15 protein-coding genes are annotated in these 17,406 nt (G+C 74.6%); 9 read left to right on the top strand and 6 right to left on the bottom strand.

Features of this window, described 5'->3' with window-relative positions; genetic code table 11:
* Window positions 1–9: 9 nt before the first annotated feature.
* The 4 genes from IEW03_RS00455 to IEW03_RS00470 all read right to left on the bottom strand — a co-directional run bounded on the left by IEW03_RS00455 (window position 10) and on the right by IEW03_RS00470 (window position 4,074).
* Window positions 10–768 carry a triose-phosphate isomerase family protein gene (locus IEW03_RS00455; RefSeq protein WP_188521687.1) on the bottom strand — a complete coding sequence of 253 codons (759 nt, stop codon included), beginning with the start codon at window positions 766–768 and terminating at the stop codon, window positions 10–12.
* Window positions 765–1,304 (bottom strand): ribose-5-phosphate isomerase, encoded by a 540-nt coding sequence (locus IEW03_RS00460; protein WP_188521688.1) that lies wholly within the window; start codon window positions 1,302–1,304, stop codon window positions 765–767. The genes IEW03_RS00455 and IEW03_RS00460 overlap by 4 nt, the downstream gene beginning before the upstream one ends.
* Window positions 1,301–3,043: a dihydroxyacetone kinase family protein gene (locus tag IEW03_RS00465; RefSeq protein ID WP_188521689.1), complete on the bottom strand. Its 1,743-nt coding sequence runs from the start codon at window positions 3,041–3,043 to the stop codon at window positions 1,301–1,303. The genes IEW03_RS00460 and IEW03_RS00465 overlap by 4 nt, the downstream gene beginning before the upstream one ends.
* A 101-nt stretch (window positions 3,044–3,144) precedes the next feature.
* Window positions 3,145–4,074, bottom strand: coding sequence for a sugar phosphate isomerase/epimerase family protein (locus IEW03_RS00470; RefSeq protein ID WP_188521690.1), 930 nt, complete (start codon window positions 4,072–4,074; stop codon window positions 3,145–3,147).
* A 224-nt stretch (window positions 4,075–4,298) separates the two neighbouring features.
* Here IEW03_RS00470 and IEW03_RS00475 point away from each other — a divergent pair, with 224 nt between their 5' ends.
* The 4 genes from IEW03_RS00475 to IEW03_RS00490 all read left to right on the top strand — a co-directional run bounded on the left by IEW03_RS00475 (window position 4,299) and on the right by IEW03_RS00490 (window position 8,114).
* Window positions 4,299–5,435 (top strand): Gfo/Idh/MocA family protein, encoded by a 1,137-nt coding sequence (locus tag IEW03_RS00475; RefSeq protein WP_188521991.1) that lies wholly within the window; start codon window positions 4,299–4,301, stop codon window positions 5,433–5,435.
* A 32-nt stretch (window positions 5,436–5,467) separates the two neighbouring features.
* Window positions 5,468–6,694: a dihydrodipicolinate synthase family protein gene (locus IEW03_RS00480; RefSeq protein ID WP_371870584.1), complete on the top strand. Its 1,227-nt coding sequence runs from the start codon at window positions 5,468–5,470 to the stop codon at window positions 6,692–6,694.
* A complete protein-coding gene (locus tag IEW03_RS00485; RefSeq protein WP_188521692.1) occupies window positions 6,691–7,578 on the top strand; it encodes a sugar phosphate isomerase/epimerase family protein in 888 nt (295 codons plus the stop codon). The genes IEW03_RS00480 and IEW03_RS00485 overlap by 4 nt, the downstream gene beginning before the upstream one ends.
* A gap of 104 nt (window positions 7,579–7,682) precedes the next feature.
* A complete protein-coding gene (locus IEW03_RS00490; RefSeq protein WP_188521693.1) occupies window positions 7,683–8,114 on the top strand; it encodes a hypothetical protein in 432 nt (143 codons plus the stop codon).
* A gap of 6 nt (window positions 8,115–8,120) precedes the next feature.
* Here IEW03_RS00490 and IEW03_RS00495 read toward each other — a convergent pair whose 3' ends face one another.
* Both IEW03_RS00495 and IEW03_RS00500 read right to left on the bottom strand, forming a co-directional pair.
* Window positions 8,121–9,371: a glycoside hydrolase 5 family protein gene (locus IEW03_RS00495; RefSeq protein ID WP_229737278.1), complete on the bottom strand. Its 1,251-nt coding sequence runs from the start codon at window positions 9,369–9,371 to the stop codon at window positions 8,121–8,123.
* Window positions 9,368–10,432, bottom strand: coding sequence for a LacI family DNA-binding transcriptional regulator (locus IEW03_RS00500; protein ID WP_188521694.1), 1,065 nt, complete (start codon window positions 10,430–10,432; stop codon window positions 9,368–9,370). Before IEW03_RS00500 ends, IEW03_RS00495 begins: the two co-directional genes overlap by 4 nt.
* Window positions 10,433–10,579: 147 nt before the next feature.
* Here IEW03_RS00500 and IEW03_RS00505 point away from each other — a divergent pair, with 147 nt between their 5' ends.
* Genes IEW03_RS00505 through IEW03_RS00525 form a run of 5 tightly spaced genes read left to right on the top strand, consistent with a single transcriptional unit; the run spans window position 10,580 to window position 17,354 of the window.
* The gene (locus IEW03_RS00505) at window positions 10,580–11,866 is read left to right on the top strand and encodes an ABC transporter substrate-binding protein (RefSeq protein WP_188521695.1); all 1,287 of its coding nucleotides are present in this window, start codon (window positions 10,580–10,582) and stop codon (window positions 11,864–11,866) included.
* A 25-nt stretch (window positions 11,867–11,891) separates the two neighbouring features.
* On the top strand, window positions 11,892–12,830 hold the full coding sequence (locus tag IEW03_RS00510) for a carbohydrate ABC transporter permease (RefSeq protein WP_188521696.1): 939 nt from the start codon (window positions 11,892–11,894) through the stop codon (window positions 12,828–12,830).
* 29 nt (window positions 12,831–12,859) lie between these two features.
* Window positions 12,860–13,714, top strand: coding sequence for a carbohydrate ABC transporter permease (locus IEW03_RS00515; RefSeq protein ID WP_229737279.1), 855 nt, complete (start codon window positions 12,860–12,862; stop codon window positions 13,712–13,714).
* The gene (locus IEW03_RS00520) at window positions 13,711–16,029 is read left to right on the top strand and encodes a glycoside hydrolase family 3 protein (protein WP_188521697.1); all 2,319 of its coding nucleotides are present in this window, start codon (window positions 13,711–13,713) and stop codon (window positions 16,027–16,029) included. The genes IEW03_RS00515 and IEW03_RS00520 overlap by 4 nt, the downstream gene beginning before the upstream one ends.
* On the top strand, window positions 16,017–17,354 hold the full coding sequence (locus IEW03_RS00525) for a glycoside hydrolase family 125 protein (protein WP_229737280.1): 1,338 nt from the start codon (window positions 16,017–16,019) through the stop codon (window positions 17,352–17,354). The genes IEW03_RS00520 and IEW03_RS00525 overlap by 13 nt, the downstream gene beginning before the upstream one ends.
* The last annotated feature ends 52 nt before the right edge of the window (window positions 17,355–17,406 follow it).

The raw sequence follows: 17,406 nt of genomic DNA on the forward strand, positions 1-17,406 counted from the left end.
GTGTGGCGGTCACGGCCTGGCGGCCGAATCCGCTGGTCGCGCGGCCGCGGCCTCGTCGAGCACGTCGCGCAGGGCGGCGACGTCGTGGGCGAACCGGCCGAGGAACACGCCGTCGACGGCGCCCGCGAGCGCCGTGAGGGTGCCCGGGCCGGCGGCGCCGCCGTAGACCACGCGGCCCTCGACGCCGAGCCCGTCCAGCCGGTCGCGCAGCGCGTGCGCCACGGCGACGACGTGCGCGGCCGGCGCGGGCCGGGGGGCGCCGATCGCCCACACCGGCTCGTAGCCGACGACGACCTGCCGCGGCTCGGCGTCGCGCAGCGCGCTCTCGAGCTGCGCCACCGCGAGGGCGGCGGCCTCGTCCGGGCCGGCCTGCCGCTCCTCCCCCACGCAGAGCAGCGGCGTGACGCCCGCCTCGGCGAGCCGGGCCACCTTGGCCCGCACGACGTCGTCGTCCTCGTGGAACGAGGCGCGGCGCTCCGCGTGCCCGACGACAGCCAGCCGGCAGCCGAGCTCGGCGAGCAGGGCCGCGGTGACCTCGCCGGTCTGCGCGCCGTGCGCGCCGGGCGCCACGTCCTGCGCACCCCACGCCACCGACGTCCCCGCGAGCACACGCGCCGCCGTCGGCAGCAGCGGGAACGTCGGCAGGACGGCGAGCTCGACGTCGCCCCCGGCCGGGGCGGCGTCGCGGACCTCCGCCAGCCAGCGCTCCGTGTCCGCCGCCCCGAGGTATGCCTTGAGGGAGACGGCGACGAGGGTGCGGCGCGTCATCCGCAGGACCCGGCGGGCTCCGTGAGCTCGCCCAGCCCGGCGTCCGCCTCGACCTCGCCGATCGCCGCGACCTTGGGCGCCGACGACGACGCGGGGTCGAAGCGGTAGCCGAGCCACTCGCGCAGCAGGCGCCGCGCCAGCTCGATGCCGACCACGCGCTGGCCGAAGCACAGCACCTGGGCGTCGTTCGACAGCACGGCGCGCTCGACGGAGAACGAGTCGTGGGCGGTGACGGCGCGGACGCCGGGCACCTTGTTGGCCGAGATGGCGACGCCGAGCCCGGTGCCGCACACGAGCAGCGCGCGGTCGGCCTTCCCCTCGGCGACGAGCCGCGCGGCGGCGGCCCCCACGTACGGGTAGTGCGTGTGCTCGTCGGCGCCCACGCCGACATCGGTCACCTCCGCGACGCGCGCGTCGGCCTCGAGGTCCGCCTTGAGCAGCTCCTTGTAGTCGAACCCGGCGTCGTCCGAGCCGACGACGACCCGCAGCGCGGTCGTGGTGGGGGTGGTCCCGTCCTGGTCCTGGGTCGTGGTCATCGTGCCGGCACCTCCGCGTCGTGGTTGCTGACGCCGAGCGCGGCACCCACCTCGGCGAGGAGGAGCGCGAGCGACGTCGCCCCCGGGTCGGCGACCCCGAGGCTCTTGTCCCCCAGCACGCGCGAGCGACCGCGGCGTGCCGTGATGTCCTTCGTGGCCTCCGCGCCGTCGCGGGCGGCGCGCACGGCGGCGCGCCAGGCGTCGGCCGCCGCCGCACCGCCCCCGTGCGCCGCGAGCAGCGCCTCCAGGGCGGGGTCGAGCGCGTCGACGAGCGTCTTGTCCCCGACGCGCGCGCCGCCCACGGCGCAGACCTCGTCGCGCGCGGCGTGCAGGCCCTCGGCGACGTGCGCGCCGGTCAGCGGCGCGTCCGCGGGCAGGTGGTCGGCCAGCGCGAGCAGGCCGACGCCCCAGAGTGCGCCGGAGGTGCCGCCCGCGCGGTCGGCCCAGCGGTCCGCGGCGCGGCGCAGCACGGACGGCGCGTCCGCGCCGGCGGCCAGCGCCTCGTCCGCGGCCTCGACGGCGGCGTCGATCCCCCGGCACATACCGCGGCCGTGGTCGCCGTCGCCGGCGATCGCGTCGAGGTCGCCCAGCTCGGCCTCCGCACCGTGCAGCACCTGCTGCGCCCGCTGCAGCGCGCCCACGACGACGCGCGCGGCGTCGGCGCCCTCGTCCGTGGTCGCCAGGACCAGCGGCGGCTCGGGCTCGGTGACGGCGTCCGGCGCGGGCACCGCCGGCGCCGCCCGCCAGCCGCCGTGGCGGAACGCCGGGGTGGCGGCGGGCGCGAGCCACAGCGGCTCGAGCTCGTCGTCGAGCCACGTCACCGTCAGCGAGAGCCCCGCCATGTCGAGGCTGGTCACGTACTCGCCGACGAGCGGCGCGACCAGCGTCACGCCCTGCTCGGTCAGCAGGTCGTGCACCCGGTCCCACAGCACGAAGAGCTCCTCGTACTTCACCGTCCCGAGCCCGTTGAGGACGACGGCCGCGCGGCCGTCGGCGCCGGCGGGCCGGTCGGCGAGCACACGCTCGACGAGCTCGGCGGCGAGGTCCGCCGCCGGGGGCACCGGCTCCTCGCCGATGCCGGGCTCGCCGTGGATGCCGAGCCCCCAGCCCACCTGGCCCTCGGGCAGGTGGAACAGCGGTGCGTCGGCGCCGGGCAGCGTGCAGCCGTCGAAGGCGACGCCGAAGGAGCGCGTGCGGTCGTTTGCGAGACCCGCGAGGCGGTCCACCTCGGCCAGGTCGGCGCCCGCCTCGGCCGCCGCACCCGCGACCTTGAAGACGACGAGGTCGCCCGCGACGCCGCGGCGCTCCGCGGCGCGCTCCGGCGGGGCGGAGGCGACGTCGTCGGTGACGAGTCGCACCGCGACGTCGACGCCCTGGGCGCGCAGCCGGCTCGCGGCGGCGCCGAAGTTGAGGACGTCGCCGGCGTAGTTGCCGAAGGAGAGCCAGATGCCGGCGCCCGCGTCGGCGGCGCGGCACACGTCGAGCACCTGGCGGGTGGACGGGGAGGCGAAGATCTCGCCGCAGACGGCGGCGTCGGCCACGCCATCGCCGACCAGCCCGGCGAACGCCGGGTAGTGGCCGGAGCCGCCGCCGACGACGACGGCGACCTTGCCGGGCCGGGTGCCCTCGGCGCGGGCCACCCCGCCGGGCACCCGGCGCAGGGTGCCGGGGTGCGCCTTGACGAGGCCGCTCAGCGCCTCGCGGGCGAAGTCCTCGGGTCGGTTGTGGACGTAGGTCATGGGACCGGCACCTTTGCTCGTGCGGTTCGGGAGCGCGCCGCGGGCGCGCCGGGCGGTCGTGGTCGGGGTGGTCGGGGTGGTCGCGGTGTGGTGGTCGCGGCTCAGCGCCCGGCGGAGCGCAGCACCCCGCGGATGTAGTCGCGATTGATCGCGGCGACGCCGAGGCTGTCCGACCCGTAGTGCTCGCAGACGAACACGCCGTCGAAGCCCAGCTCGAGCGCCCGCCGGATCACCGCCCGGTAGTTGACGACCCCCTGCACCAGGGGCATCGGGTGCGTCGAGTAGGCGCCCGTGGCCAGGTCCTCGTCGCGCGTGTAGTTCTTGATGTGCCAGAAGTTCGTGTAGGGCAGGACCTTCTCGAACATGGTCGGGATGTCCTCGATCGGCCGGTGCAGGCGCACGAGGTTGCCGAGGTCGGGGTTGAGGCCGACGTTCTCGCGGTCCACGTCCTGCACGAACCGCACCGCCAGGTCCGGCGTCCCGATGTACGTGTCCTCGTACATCTCGAGGCTGATCTCGACGCCGACCTCGCTCGCGTGGTCGGCGAGCTCGCGGATCCGCCGGATCGCCAGGTCGCGAGTCTGGGTGTCCTCGAGGTCGTCGTGGTGCCCCTCGGCCAGCCAGAACCACAGCGCGCGCTCCTGGGCGGGCGTGAGCGCCTGCATGAGGCCGAAGTTCACGACCTCGGCGCCGAGTGCGGGCGCTCGGTCGATGATCGCGTGGCCGAAGCGCAGGTAGTCCTCGCCGCGGTCGGCGTCGACGACGCTGCGTCGCGTGGTCGACACGGACGGCACGCTCAGGCCGACCTCCTTGAGCACGACCAGCAGCTCCTCGAAGCGCGGGTCGCTCATCTCGCCGATCGACAGCCAGGCGTCGGTGGGGTCGACGTCGGTGAAGCCGAGGTCCGCGACCTGCTGGAGCTGGCCCCGCCAGGAGGCGGCGGGGGCGTCCAGGTTGGGGGTGCCGTCGGCGGCCGTCGGGCCGAACGAGAGCATGTTGGCCGCGATCGGCCAGGTGTCCGCAGTGCGCAAGGAGATCTCCGTCGATCGGCAATCGTGTTTCCTATAGGAAACACGGCAGCCTCCGGAGTGTCAACCGGCCTGCCCGGCGGCCGCCGTGCTTGACGGCGTCGCCGGGGACGCCTACCGTCAAGGAAAGCGCATTCCACCTCCGCGCCCCCGCCGAGCGGACAGGCGCCACGTACGACGAAGGAGTCCTCGTGACCAGCACCACCACGCGCACCCTGCGCATCGCGATGAACGGCGTCACCGGCCGCATGGGATACCGCCAGCACCTCGTGCGCTCGATCCTGCCGATCCGCGACGCCGGGGGCGTCGAGCTGCCCGACGGCTCGCGCCTGCAGGTCGAGCCCGTGCTGGTCGGCCGCAACGAGGAGAAGCTGCGCGCGCTGGCCAAGGAGCACGACGTCGCGGAGTACACCACCGACCTGGACGGCATCGTCACCGACCCGGGCACCGACGTCGTGTTCGACGCCGCGATGACCAACCTGCGCCCCGCGACGCTGAGCAAGGCGATGCGCGCCGGCAAGCACGTCTACACCGAGAAGCCGACGGCGGAGACCCTCGCCGAGGCCGTCGATCTCGCGCGGCTGCGGGAGGAGACCGGCGTGACCGCCGGCGTCGTGCACGACAAGCTGTACCTGCCGGGCCTGGTCAAGCTGCGGCGCCTGGTGGACGAGGGCTTCTTCGGCCGCATCCTGTCGCTGCGCGGCGAGTTCGGCTACTGGGTCTTCGAGGGCGAGCACCAGGCCGCCCAGCGCCCGAGCTGGAACTACCGCAGCCAGGACGGCGGCGGCATGACCACGGACATGTTCTGCCACTGGAACTACGTCCTCGAAGGCATCCTCGGCTCGGTCAGGACCGTGAACGCCCAGACGGTCACCCACATCCCCACCCGCTGGGACGAGCAGGGCAAGCCCTACGACGCCACCGCCGACGACGCCGCGTACGGCATCTTCGAGGTCGAGACCCCGGGCGGCGACCCGGTCGTCGCACAGATCAACTCCTCCTGGGCCGTGCGGGTGTACCGCGACGAGCTGGTGGAGTTCCAGGTCGACGGCACGCACGGCTCCGCCGTCGCCGGCCTGCGCAAGTGCGTCTCGCAGCAGCGCGCCAACACGCCCAAGCCGGTGTGGAACCCGGACCTGCCGGTCACCGAGCCGTTCCGCGACCAGTGGTCCGAGGTCCCGGCGAACGCCGACCTCGACAACGGCTTCAAGCTGCAGTGGGAGGAGTTTCTGCGCGACGTCGTCGCCGGCCGCCCGCACCGGTACGACCTGCTGTCCGCCGCCCGCGGCGTCCAGCTCGCCGAGCTGGGCCTGCGCTCGTCCGCCGAGGGCCGCCGCCTCGACGTCCCGGAGATCTCGCTGTGACCGCCCCGACCGACACCCGGCTGGCCCCGGACCTGACGCCGAGCGGCGTCACCGTCCGGCTCCCCCGGTTCGACGACGCCGGCCGCGCGACGGGCACCGAGGTGCGCGAGCTCAACGCGCCGGGCCCGTGGCAGGCGCCGTCGGCACCCCTCACCTCCCGCGTCGCGTTCGCCGCCGCGCACGTCGTGCCGCACGTGGGCGCCGAGAACGTGCCCGGGGCGCCCGCCCTCGTCGACTGGGACGCCACCCTCGCCTACCGGCACCGCATCTGGTCGCACGGCCTCGGCGTCGCCGACGCCATGGACACCGCCCAGCGCGGCATGGGCCTGGACTGGGCCGCGACGCAGGAGCTGGTGCGGCGCTCGTCCGCCGAGGCGGCGTCCGTGGGCGCGCGCGTCGCGTGCGGCGCGGGCACCGACCAGCTCGACGCGGCCGTCGTCGCCGGGTGGGAGCCGGGCGACCCGGCGGCGCTGGCCGCCGTCGCCGACGCCTACCGCGAGCAGGTGCACGCGGTGCAGGACGCCGGGGCGCAGGTCATCGTCATGGCCTCGCGCGCCCTGGCGAAGGTCGCGCGCTCGGCGGAGGACTACGCCCGCGTCTACGACGCCGTGCTCGCCGAGGCGGAGAAGCCCGTCGTCCTGCACTGGCTGGGCACGATGTTCGACCCGGCCCTCGCCGGGTACTGGGGCTCCGACGACGTCACCTCGGCGACGGCGACGTTCCTCGACCTCGTCAAGGCCCACCAGGACCGGGTCGACGGCGTCAAGGTCTCGCTGCTCGACGCGCAGCACGAGATCGGCCTGCGCCGGTCGCTCGCGGCGCTCGACGGCTCGCCGGTCCGCCTCTACACCGGCGACGACTTCAACTACCCCGAGCTGATCGCCGGCGACGACCAGGGGCACTCCGACGCCCTGCTCGGCATCTTCGCGGCGATCTACCCCGCGGCGTCGACGGCGCTGCAGGCGTTCGACGCCGGGGACGGCGGGCGGGGCCACGCGATCCTCGCCTCGACCGAGCGGCTGGGGCGCCACATCTTCGCCGCGCCCACGTACTACTACAAGACCGGCGTGGCGTTCCTGTCGTGGCTGAACGGCTTCCAGCCCGGGTTCCAGCTCGTGGGCGGGCTGCACTCCGGCCGCTCGCTGGCGCACCTGGTCGAGCTGGCCCGGCTCGCCGACGGCTGCGGCATGCTGCTCGACCCGGCGCTGGCGGCCCAGCGCCTGGACGCCCTCCTCACGACGAACGGGGTCGCCCGATGAGCGGCGCGGACCTGAGCCGGTGCTCCCTCAACACCGCGACCGTCAAGCGGGCGAGCCTCGCCGAGGCGGTGGACGCCGCGGCGTCGGCGGGGCTGGGCGCGGTCGGGCTGTGGCGCCACCAGGTGCAGGAGCACGGCGCCGAGAAGGCGGCGCGCATCGTGTCCGACGCCGGGCTGCGGGTCTCGTCGCTGTGCCGCGGCGGGTTCCTCACGGCGGCGGACGACGTGGGCATCGCCGCCGCGCTCGACGACAACAAGCGCGCCATCTCAGAGACGGCGGGCGTCGGCACCCGCGAGCTGGTCTTCGTCGTCGGCGGCCTGCCCGCCCTCAGCGAGCCCGGCCAGGGTCCGCGCGCCGACGCCGGCCCGGGCGACCGCGACCTCGTCGCCGCCCGCGCCCGCGTGGCCGACCGGATCGCCGAGCTCGCGCCGTTCGCCGCCGCGCACGACGTGCGGATCGTGCTCGAGGCGCTGCACCCGATGTTCGCCGCCGACCGTGCGGTGATCTCGACGCTCGGGCAGGCGCTCGACCTCGCGGCGCCGTTCGACGCCGCGACCGTCGGCGTCGTCGTGGACACGTACCACGTGTGGTGGGACCCGGACCTGCGCGCCTCGATCGCCCGGGCGGGCGCCGAGGGCCGGATCGCGAGCTACCAGGTGTGCGACTGGAGCCTGCCGCTGGCCGCCGACCCGCTCAACTCGCGCGGGCACGTGGGCGACGGCTACATCGACTTCCCGACCGTCTCCCGCTGGGTGGCCGAGACCGGCTACGCCGGCGACGTCGAGACGGAGATCTTCAACGAGGACGTGTGGGCCGCCGACCCCCGCGTCACCGCCCGCACCGTGGGCGAGCGGTACGCGCGGCACGTGCTCCCGCACCTGTGACGCCGCGGCGCGGCTGATCAGGATCGAAGAAGCACTGCCGCGGGGCGGTCCCTAGCGTGGGTGGTACGGCGCCGCCGGCGCCGCACCACCCGAGAGGAACCGCCATGACCACGTCCCAGGGGCTGAGCGCCGACGAGCGCGCCGCCGTCAAGCAGCGTGCCAAGGAGCTGCGCGAGCAGGAGAAGGCCGGCAAGAACCGCGCCGCCGGCGAGAAGGCCGTGCGCGAGGCGATCGAGCCGCTGGAGGGGGCCGACCGCGACATCGCCGAGGGCATGTGGCGCGTCGTGGCCGACGTCGCCCCCGGCCTCGTGCCGAAGACCTACTACGGCATGCCGGGCTTCGCGAACGACGCCGGCAAGATCGTGCTGTTCATGCAGCCGGCGGCGAAGTTCGGCACCCGCTACGCCACGATCGGGTTCGAGGGCACGGCCCACCTCGACGACGGCGACTTCTGGCCCACCGCCTTCGCCGTGCTCGCGTGGACCCCCGACTTCGAGGAGCGGTTCGCCGCGCTCGTGCGCGCCGCGGCGGGCTGACGCGCGTCAGCGCACCTCGGCGCGCGCGAGCTCCGTGACCCCGCGGGCCGCGAGGGCGGCGGGGTCGGCGGCGGTCGCGCTCGTCACGACGGTCACGTCGTCGCCGCGCTCGCGCAGCTCGTGCCACAGCTCGAAGACGGCGCCGCCCGGGCCCAGCGCGGGACGCGAGAGCGGCAGGTCCGCGTCGTCGACGTCCACGACCACGCCGACGGTGCGCGGCTGCGCGAGCGGCAGGGCGCCGCGCCGGGCGTCGGCGACGACCTCCGCGAACCGGCGGCCGAGCGGCTTGACTCGGTTGGCGGTGTCGAGGAGCCCGAGCGAGTACTCGAGGTCCTTGTAGTCGGCGAGGTCGCGCGTGACGTCGTGCGAGCACCACCAGGTGACGGCGAACAGGTCGGTGGTCGTGAGGGCGGCCTCGACGGTCCGGGAGCAGAACTCGGGCATCTCCGACTCGGCGAGGTTCATCGAGGGCGCGCCGACCTCCTGCAGCCACACCTGCCGGCCCGGGTCGGTCGCGAACGCCTTGGACAGCTCGATCATCCACTCCGCGTGCCGCACGGACTGCGGCGACAGCGCGCCGTACCGGGCGGCGGTGCCGTTGAAGATCCAGGAGTGCACGGTCGTCATGTCGCCGAGCCGGGCGGCGTGCTCGGGCAGGAACGAGTGGTCGTCCCAGTACCAGAGGTGGTCGTTCTCGCTGTGCACGACGACGTGGCGGGGGTCGCGGTCGCGGGGCGCGTCGAGCAGCGAGCGCATCCAGTGGGTCACCTGGTCGGCCGTGGCCGGCATCGCGGCGGGGTTCGGCTCCAGGAACTGGTTCAGCTCGTTGCCGAGGGTGAGGCCCATGAAGTTGGGGCGGTCGCGCACGGCGTCGTAGACGGCGGCCACGAGCGCGGCCTGCGCGTCGACCGCCCCCTGGTCGGTGAACATGTTGCCGTCGTGCCAGTTGACGAGCCAGGCCGGGACGAAGTCGAAGCCCGACATGTGCCCCTGGATCACGTCGACCGCGACGTCGAGCCCGAACTCCGCGGCGACGTCGGTCACGAGCGCGACGTCGTCGAGCGCGCGGCGGCGCACCAGCGTGCGGTTCGGCTGCAGCACCGGCCACAGCGGGAAGACCCGGACGTGGTCCACGCCGAGCGCGGCGATCGCCTCGAAGTCCACCCGGACGACGTCGGGGTCGACGGCCATCCACTGGAACATCCAGTCGCGGGACGGGGTGTAGTTGACGCCGAAGCGCGGCACGGTCGAAGTCACGGGGCTTCCTCGCTGTCTCGGTCTGGGTCTCGGTGGTGCTGGGATGGTGACCGGGGAGCCGGCGCCGTCGAGTCGCGGACGACCAGACGACGACCGCTGACGGTCTGGGACTCGGCGGCCTCGCCGCGGACGAGCCGCTCGAGCAGCGCCACCGCCGTGCGCGCGCTCTCCTCGACGGGCGCGTCGAGGGCGGTGAGCCGCGGCCGCACCAGCGACGAGACCCAGGAGTCCTCCCACGCGACCACGGAGAGCTGCGCGGGGACCTGGACGCCGACCTCGGGCGCGTGCGCCACGATCTGCGCGGCGATGGACTCGCTGTCGACGACGATCGCCGTGACGCCGCCCAGCCGGGCGAGGAGCTCGGCGACCGGGTCGTCCGCGGTCGGGTCCCAGGCGGCGAACGACGTGGCGATGCCCTGCTGGGCGCCGGCGTGCGAGAAGCGCTGGTCGCGTGCGCGGGTGTGGGCGAGGCCGGGCGCGTCGGTGACGCGCGCGACGCGGCGGTGCCCGAGCCCCCCGAGGTGCTCGAGCACGGTGGCGAAGGCCGACTCGTCGGCCACGGTGACGGCGGGCACGGCGTCGTCCACGGGCGCGCCGAGCAGGACCGCCGGGGCGCCCAGCTGCTCGACGAGCGGCAGCCGCGGGTCGTCGTGGCGGACGTCGACGAGCAGGAACGCGTCGACGCGCTGCTCGCCCCACCACTGCCGGTAGACCTGCTCCTCCTCGTCGGCCTGCACGAGGGTCAGCGAGAGGGACCACCCGAGGTCCGCGAGCGGCTCGGTGAGGCCGGCGAGCAGCCGCATGAAGAACGGGTCGCGGCCGAACGTGTCGCGGGAGCGCGCGATGACGAGGCCGAGGCTGCGCCCACCCTGCCCGGAGACCTTGCGGCTCGCGTAGTTCGGCCGCCAGTTGAGCTCGTCGGCGGCGGCGCGGATCCGGGCGGCCGTCGTCTCGGACACGTTGGGGCGCCCGTTGAAGGCGTGGGACACCGCGGAGGGCGAGACGCCGGCACGGCGGGCGACGTCCGAGATCGTCACGCGTTTCGGGCTGGTGGCAGTCATGGTGCGTCCGAGAGTAGGAGGTTGACCCCCGGAAGTAAAGCGGTATACGTTGCACGTCGCTTGATGTGTACCGCTTTACAAGAAGCGCTGGCGGAGGCAGTTCTCCGCCCACCCCGAACGACGCACCGTAGCTCTCAGGGAGGCTCAGTGACCCACGACGTCAGCAGGCGTGCCGTGCTGAAGGCCGCGATCGGCGGCGGCATCGTCACCCCGCTCCTCGCGAGCTGCGGCGCCCTGGTCCCGGCCTCGGACGGACCGGGCTCGATCTCCGTGCACACCCAGCTCAGCGGCGCCGTCGCCGGCGCACAGGTGTTCGCGGACGTCGTCGCCGCCTACCAGCGCCGCACCGGGCGCACCGTGGCGCAGCTCAAGAACGGCTCCGACCTCCCCATCGTCTTCGAGACGAGCACGCTGGCCGGCAAGGAGGCCGACGTCGCGATCGTCAACATGATGGGCCGCACCCTGGGATGGACCGGCGCCGGCGCGACGATCCCCGTGACCGGCCTGCTCGACGACTGGGGGCTGCGCGACAAGATCGTCCCCGAGGCGCTCGAGGAGTGGACCGACGGCGAGGGCCGCCTCCGGGCGTTCCCGTTCACCCGCACCAACTGGCCGGTCTCGTTCAACACGGGCCTGCTCGAGGAGGCCGGCGTCGAGATCCCCACGACGTCGGACGAGCTGATCGCCGTCGCCGACGCCCTCCGGTCCCGGGGCATCGGACCCGTCACGGTCGGCGGCTCCGACTGGAGCGGCCAGAAGCTGTTCCTGCAGATCCTGCAGGGCTTCGTCTCGCAGGAGGAGGCGCGCCGGGTGTTCTCGACCGGCAGGCTCTCCGAGAGCGCGGGCGCCGTCGCCGGGGTCGAGCACTTCGTCGAGCTGCGGGACGCGGGCGTCTTCGTCGACGACGTGCAGGGCTACACCTCGGACTCCGAGCTCACCCAGTTCAACACCCGCAAGGCCGCCATCGTCCCCGCGATGTCCTCCGCGCTGGCGCTCGTGCCCGCGGAGCGGGCCAAGGAGGTCGCCGTCGGCGGCTGGCCCGTCCCGTCCAGCGGCGGCGTGCTGGACCGGCCCAGCGTCATCAAGAGCTACAACGGTCACGGCATCTGGATCAGCGAGAACGGCGCCGAGAAGCTCGACCTCATCAAGCCGTTCGTCCAGGACCTGTTCTCCGACGCCGTCACCGACGCGTTCATCCTCGGCTCCGGCCGCGACATGAACCGCGTCACCGACACGGTGAGCACCGACTTCCCGCTGGTCGCACAGGCCTCCCGCCTCACCGACGACGACGTCACGCCCGTCATGCTCCCCGACCTGCTCATCCCCGACTCCGTCTTCGAACCGATGATCAAGGTGACCGCCATGGCCTACGGGTCGTCCGCGTCCGCCGAGCGGATCGTCGACGCGTTCGAGAAGTCCTACGACGCGGCCTGACCGCCGGCGACACGAAAGGCTCCCCATGACCACGCTCGTCGACGCCGCCACGGACACCGCGGCGGGCACCTCGCCGCCCGGCGCCCCCGCCGGGGCACGCCGCCGCGGCACGCTGCGCGAACGCTTCCCCGGCCTCGCCCTGCCCGCCCTCGTCTGGTACGCGGTCTTCATGATCGGCCCGGTGGTGGCGATGTTCGTCATCGCCTTCCTCTCGTGGCCGGGCATGCTCGTCACGCCGACGTTCGCCGGCCTGGACAACTTCGCCACCGTCTTCGCCGACGAGACCTTCTGGGCCGCGACGCGCAACTCGGCCGTGCAGATCGTCGTCGGCCTGCCGGTGATGATCGTGCTCGCGTTCCTGCTCGCGTTCTACGTGGTGCAGAAGCCGCGCGGCCACCGCGTGCTGCGCTACCTGCTCTTCATCCCCGCGCTGATCTCCGCGCCCGCCACGGCGATGGTGTTCTACGCGATGCTCAACCCGGACGGGCTGGTCAACGGCATCCTCGCCCCGCTCGGGTTCGGCGGGACCGCCTGGCTCGCCGACCCGAGCACCGCCCTCGGCGCCATCATCGCCGTCGAGCTGTGGAGCGGCATCGGCTACTCGGCCGTGCTCGTCGCGTCGCGCCTCGACGGCGTCGACACCGAGATCGTGCAGGCCGCCCGCATCGACGGCGCCGGCGACTGGCGGATCGCGTGGCGGATGTACTGGCCGATCGCGCGCGACTTCATCGGCGTCGTCACGATGCTGCAGTTCCTGTCGATGCTGTTCAACTCCGCCCAGAACGTGCTCCTGCTGACCCAGGGCGGGCCGGGCACCTCGACGACGACGCTCGCGTACCTCATCTACCAGAAGGCGTTCGTCGAGGCCGACCTGGGCTACAGCCAGGCCGTCGGCGTCGTCCTCTTCGTGATCGGCCTGCTGGGCATGGGCGCCATCCGCCGCGTGCTGCGCGCCACCCACTGATCCCCGACCAAGAGCCCGAGGAGACCGACATGGCCCGGCGCACCGCAGCCCTCCCCCTGCGCGACCGCATCGGCTCGATCACGAGCGGCACGCTCGCGTGGATCTACGCCGCCCTGCTGATCGTGCCCTTCTACTACTTCATCGTCTCGTCGTTCAAGGACAACGAGCAGATCTTCGAGTCGCCGCTGGCGCTGCCGACCACGTGGGACCTGTCGAACTTCACGACGGCGATCGACCAGGCCGACCTGTGGCTCGCCGTCGCGAACTCGGTGCTGACGACCCTCTTCGCGCTGCTGCTCACGCTCGTGCTGGCGCTGCCCGCGTCGTTCGCGCTGGCCCGTGCCAGGGGCCGCGCCGGCAAGGTCGTGGAGGGCGTCTTCGCGCTCGGGTTCCTCATCCCGTCGTTCGCCGCCCTGTTCCCGACGTTCCTGCTGGCCGCCGCCCTCGGCCTCTTCCACACCCGCACGTTCGTGGTCTTCCTGCTGCCGGCGACGGCGCTGCCGCTGTCGGTCGTCATCCTCACGTCGTTCATGCGGACGATCCCGCGCGAGCTGGAGGAGGCCGCGTCGATGGACGGCGCCACCTCCCTGCAGGTGCTGCGCCAGGTCTACCTACCGATCTGCATCCCCGGCATCGCGACGGTGCTGCTGCTGAACTTCCTGTCGTTCTGGAACGCCTACCTGTACCCGCTGATCCTCATCGGGCCGGACACGGCGCAGCGCACCATCCAGGTCGCCCTGCCCACCCTCAAGGTCGACGCGGGCACCGACTACGGCGTGCTCATGGCCGGCACGCTGTTCACCCTGCTGCCCGTGTACCTCGTGTACACGCTGCTGCAGCGCCAGATGCAGCGCGCGCTGCTCTCGGGGGCGGTGAAGGGATGACGACCCCCGCACCCGTCACGGCGGCCGGGCTGCCGCTGGCGACCCGCATCGGCCAGGTCAACCAGCGCCTCAAGGGCTGGGAGGCCGTGCGCTGGGTCGACGGACGCCCGCGCGTGACCGACGTCCTGCGCGCGGAGGTGGACCGGTGGGGCGGGCTCGGCGCGCTCTACGGCGTCCTGCGCGCGGACCCCTGGTCGGCCGTCCGGTGGGAGGACGGCATCCCACCCGAGCGCAGCGCCGAGGCGTACGCCGCCGTGCAGGAGCACGTGCGGCGGTACGGCGACGGGCTGCCCGTGCTGTTCGTCGAGGAGGCGCCGCACGGCCTGATGGCGCTGGGCGGCACGACGCTGCCCGTCAACCTCGCCCTCGGCGCGGGGATGGACGCCGGGCTCACCGAGGAGCTCGGCGCCCTCGTGGCGGCCGAGGCCCGCGCCCGCGGCACGCACGTCGCGCTCGTGTCGGGTCTCGACGTGCTGCGCGACCCTCGCTGGGGGCGCGCGGAGGAGTGCTTCTCCGAGGACCCGGCGCTCGCGGCGACGCTCGTCGAGGCGACGGTCCGCGGCATGCAGGGCACCGCAGGCTGCGACGACCCGATCGACGCCGGGCACGTCGCCGTCGTCGCCAAGCACCTCGCGGGCCAAGGCGCGGGCATCGGCGGACGCAACGGCTCCGGCGCCCCGATCGGCCGGCGCGAGCTCGGCGAGCTGCACCTGCGCCCGGCCTTCGCCGCGGCCCGCGCGGGCGTCGCCGGCTACATGGCCGCCTACAACGACGTCGACGGGGTGCCCTGCAGCGCGAACGAGGAGCTGCTGACCGGCACGATCCGCGACCGGTGGGGCTGGAGCGGCCTCGTCATGGCCGACGGCACGGCCGTCGACCGGCTGCGCGACAGCGCGCCCGACCCGGCGTCCGCCGCGGCGCTCGCCCTGCAGGCCGGCGTCGACCTGAGCCTCTGGGACGAGGCGTTCACGCACGTCGAGGAGGCCCTCGACCGCGGCCTGGTCGGCGAGGACGTGCTCGACCGCGCCGTCGACCGGGTGCTCGCGCTCAAGCGTCGCCTCGGGCTGCTCGGAGAGCACGTCCCCGCAACGAGCCCCACGGCGGGCCCCGCCCCGACCGGCGCCGAGCCCGCGCGCGAGCGGGAGGTCGTCGCGCTCGTCGAGCGCGCGGCCCGGCAGTCGGTGGTCCTGGTGCGCGACGACGGCGTGCTGCCGCTGCACGACGGCGCGACCGTCGCCGTCGTCGGGCCGAACGCCGACGACCTCGACGCGCAGCTCGGCGACTACACGCCGCCGCGCCCGCCGTCGGACCCCGCGGCGTCCACGGTGCTCTCGGCGCTGACCGACCGGCTCGGTGCCGGGCGGGTGCGGCACGCCGCCGGCAGCCGGCTGCGCGGGCCGCTCGACGACGGGCCGGAGCCCGGCGCCCTCGCCGCCGTGCGGGAGGCGTGCGCGGCGGCCGACGTGTCCGTCGTCGTCCTCGGCGGCACCAGCCGGCGCAGCTACGACGACGAGTTCGCCGCCAACGGCGCCGTCGAGGGCCCCGCCCCGGACACGACGAACGGCGAGGGCGTCGACCTGTCGTCCGTCGCGCTGCCGCAGGCCCAGCTGGACGTCGCGCGCGCCGCGCGGGCGGCGGGCAGGCCGGTCGTGGGCGTCCTGATCGACGGGCGCCCGCGGGTGCTGACCGAGCTGCTGACGCTCGTCGACGCGCTGCTCGTGGTGCCGTTCCCGGGGCCGGGCGGCGGCGCCGCGGTCGCGGAGACGCTGCTGACCGGGTCGGCGTCGGGCCGTCTCCCGGCCACGTTCCCCGCGGCGGACGGCGTCCTGCCCGTCGCCCACGACGAGCGCCTGGAGACCGCCCGCGCGTACTCCGACAACCCGGTGCTGCGCGGGCTGCCCCTCGGCTCGGCGCACGTGCCCGGGATCTCGGCCGTCCTGCGCGACGACACGGCCACCGTCCCCGCGTCCGCGCTGGCTGCCGGCGCCGCCGCCGTGCTCACCGTCGACGTCACGAACACCGGCCCCGCCCCCGCGACGGTGTCCGTGCCGCTGTACGGGCGGCGGCACGAGCGCGGCGTCCGGCCCCGGCGTCGTACGCTCCTGGGCGTGCAGCGCGCCATCGTCGGGGCCGGCACGACCACGTCCCTGACGTACCGGCTCGGCCTCGACGCGCTCGGCTCCTGGGCGGGCGGCGAGCCCGTCGCCGTGCCGGTGACCGTCGGCGTGTGGTGCACCCCCGACACCGACGAGCCCGCCGGCGCCGCCACCGCGCGCGTCACCGACCTGGAGGACACCACCCCGTGGGAACGCTGACCACGACCGCCCGGCCCGACGCCCCGCTCGACCCCCCGCTCGATGCCGAGGTCGACGCCACCCTGCGGGCCGCCGCGGACCGCGTGCGCGCCGTGGCGGGCGAGCGCGTCGGCGGCATGGTGGAGGCGGCGCTGCGGCGCACCCTCACCGACACGGTGACGACCGGCGCCGACGGCAGCGCGTTCGTCATCACCGGGGACATCCCGGCCATGTGGATGCGGGACTCGACCACGCAGCTCACGCCCTACCTGCGGTTCCTCGCCGGGTGCGCGCCGCTCGCGGACCTCGTGGCCGGGGTCGTGCGCCGCCAGCTCGCGTGCCTGGACCACGACCCGTACGCGAACGCGTTCAACGACGGGCCGACCGGCGCCCACTACGACCCCGACGACGTCTGCGACGACCCCCATGTGTGGGAGCAGAAGTACGAGGTCGACAGCCTCGCCTACCCGGTCACGCTGGCGCACCGGCTGTGGCGCGCCACCGGGCGCACGGACGTGCTCGACGAGCGCGCGCACCGGGTGCTGCGGACGGTCGTCGACCAGCTGCGCCTCGAGCAGCGGCACGACCGGTCGCCGTACCGGTTCTCCCGCGACACGGCGATCCCCACGGAGACGCTCGCGCGCGACGGCCGGGGCACGCCCGTCGGGTTCACGGGCATGACGTGGAGCGGCTTCCGCCCGTCCGACGACGCCTGCACCTTCGGCTACAACGTCCCCGCGAACCTGTTCGCCGCGCAGGCGCTGCTGGCCGTCGCCGAGATCGCCGGGGAGGTCTGGTCCGACACCGCGCTGGCCGACGACGCCCGCGCGCTCTCGGGCGAGCTCGTCGACGGCGCCGCGGCGCACGGGGTGGTCCCGCACCCCGCGGGCACCCCCGGCGACGGCGCGCGCATCTACGCGTACGAGGTCGACGGCCTCGGGGGCGTGCTGTGCATGGACGACGCCAACACCCCGTCGCTGCTCTCGCTGCCGCTCGTCGCCCCGGACGTGCTCGACCCCGACGTGTGGCGCGCGACGCGGGACTTCGTGCTGAGCCCGGCGAACCCGTACTTCTTCACCGGGAGCGTCGCGAGCGGCGTCGGCAGCCCGCACACGATGCCGGGCCGCGTCTGGCCGATCGCGCTGGCGGTGGAAGGCCTCACCGGCACGCCCGAGGACCGCCGGCGCCTGCTGCAGCTGATCGCCGACGCCGACGGCGGCACCGACCGCGTCCACGAGAGCTTCGACCCCTCCGACCCGACGCAGTACTCGCGGCCGTGGTTCTCCTGGGCCGACTCGATGTTCTGCGAGCTCGCGCTGGCGGTGGCGGACGACGCGTCCTCCTGACCCCGCCGGCCGTGCTCCGGCACGCGGATCCGTCCCCGTCGGCGCGTCGCGC

It is taken from the genome of Isoptericola cucumis (assembly GCF_014635665.1).
In the GTDB taxonomy this organism is placed as follows: domain Bacteria; phylum Actinomycetota; class Actinomycetes; order Actinomycetales; family Cellulomonadaceae; genus Isoptericola; species Isoptericola cucumis.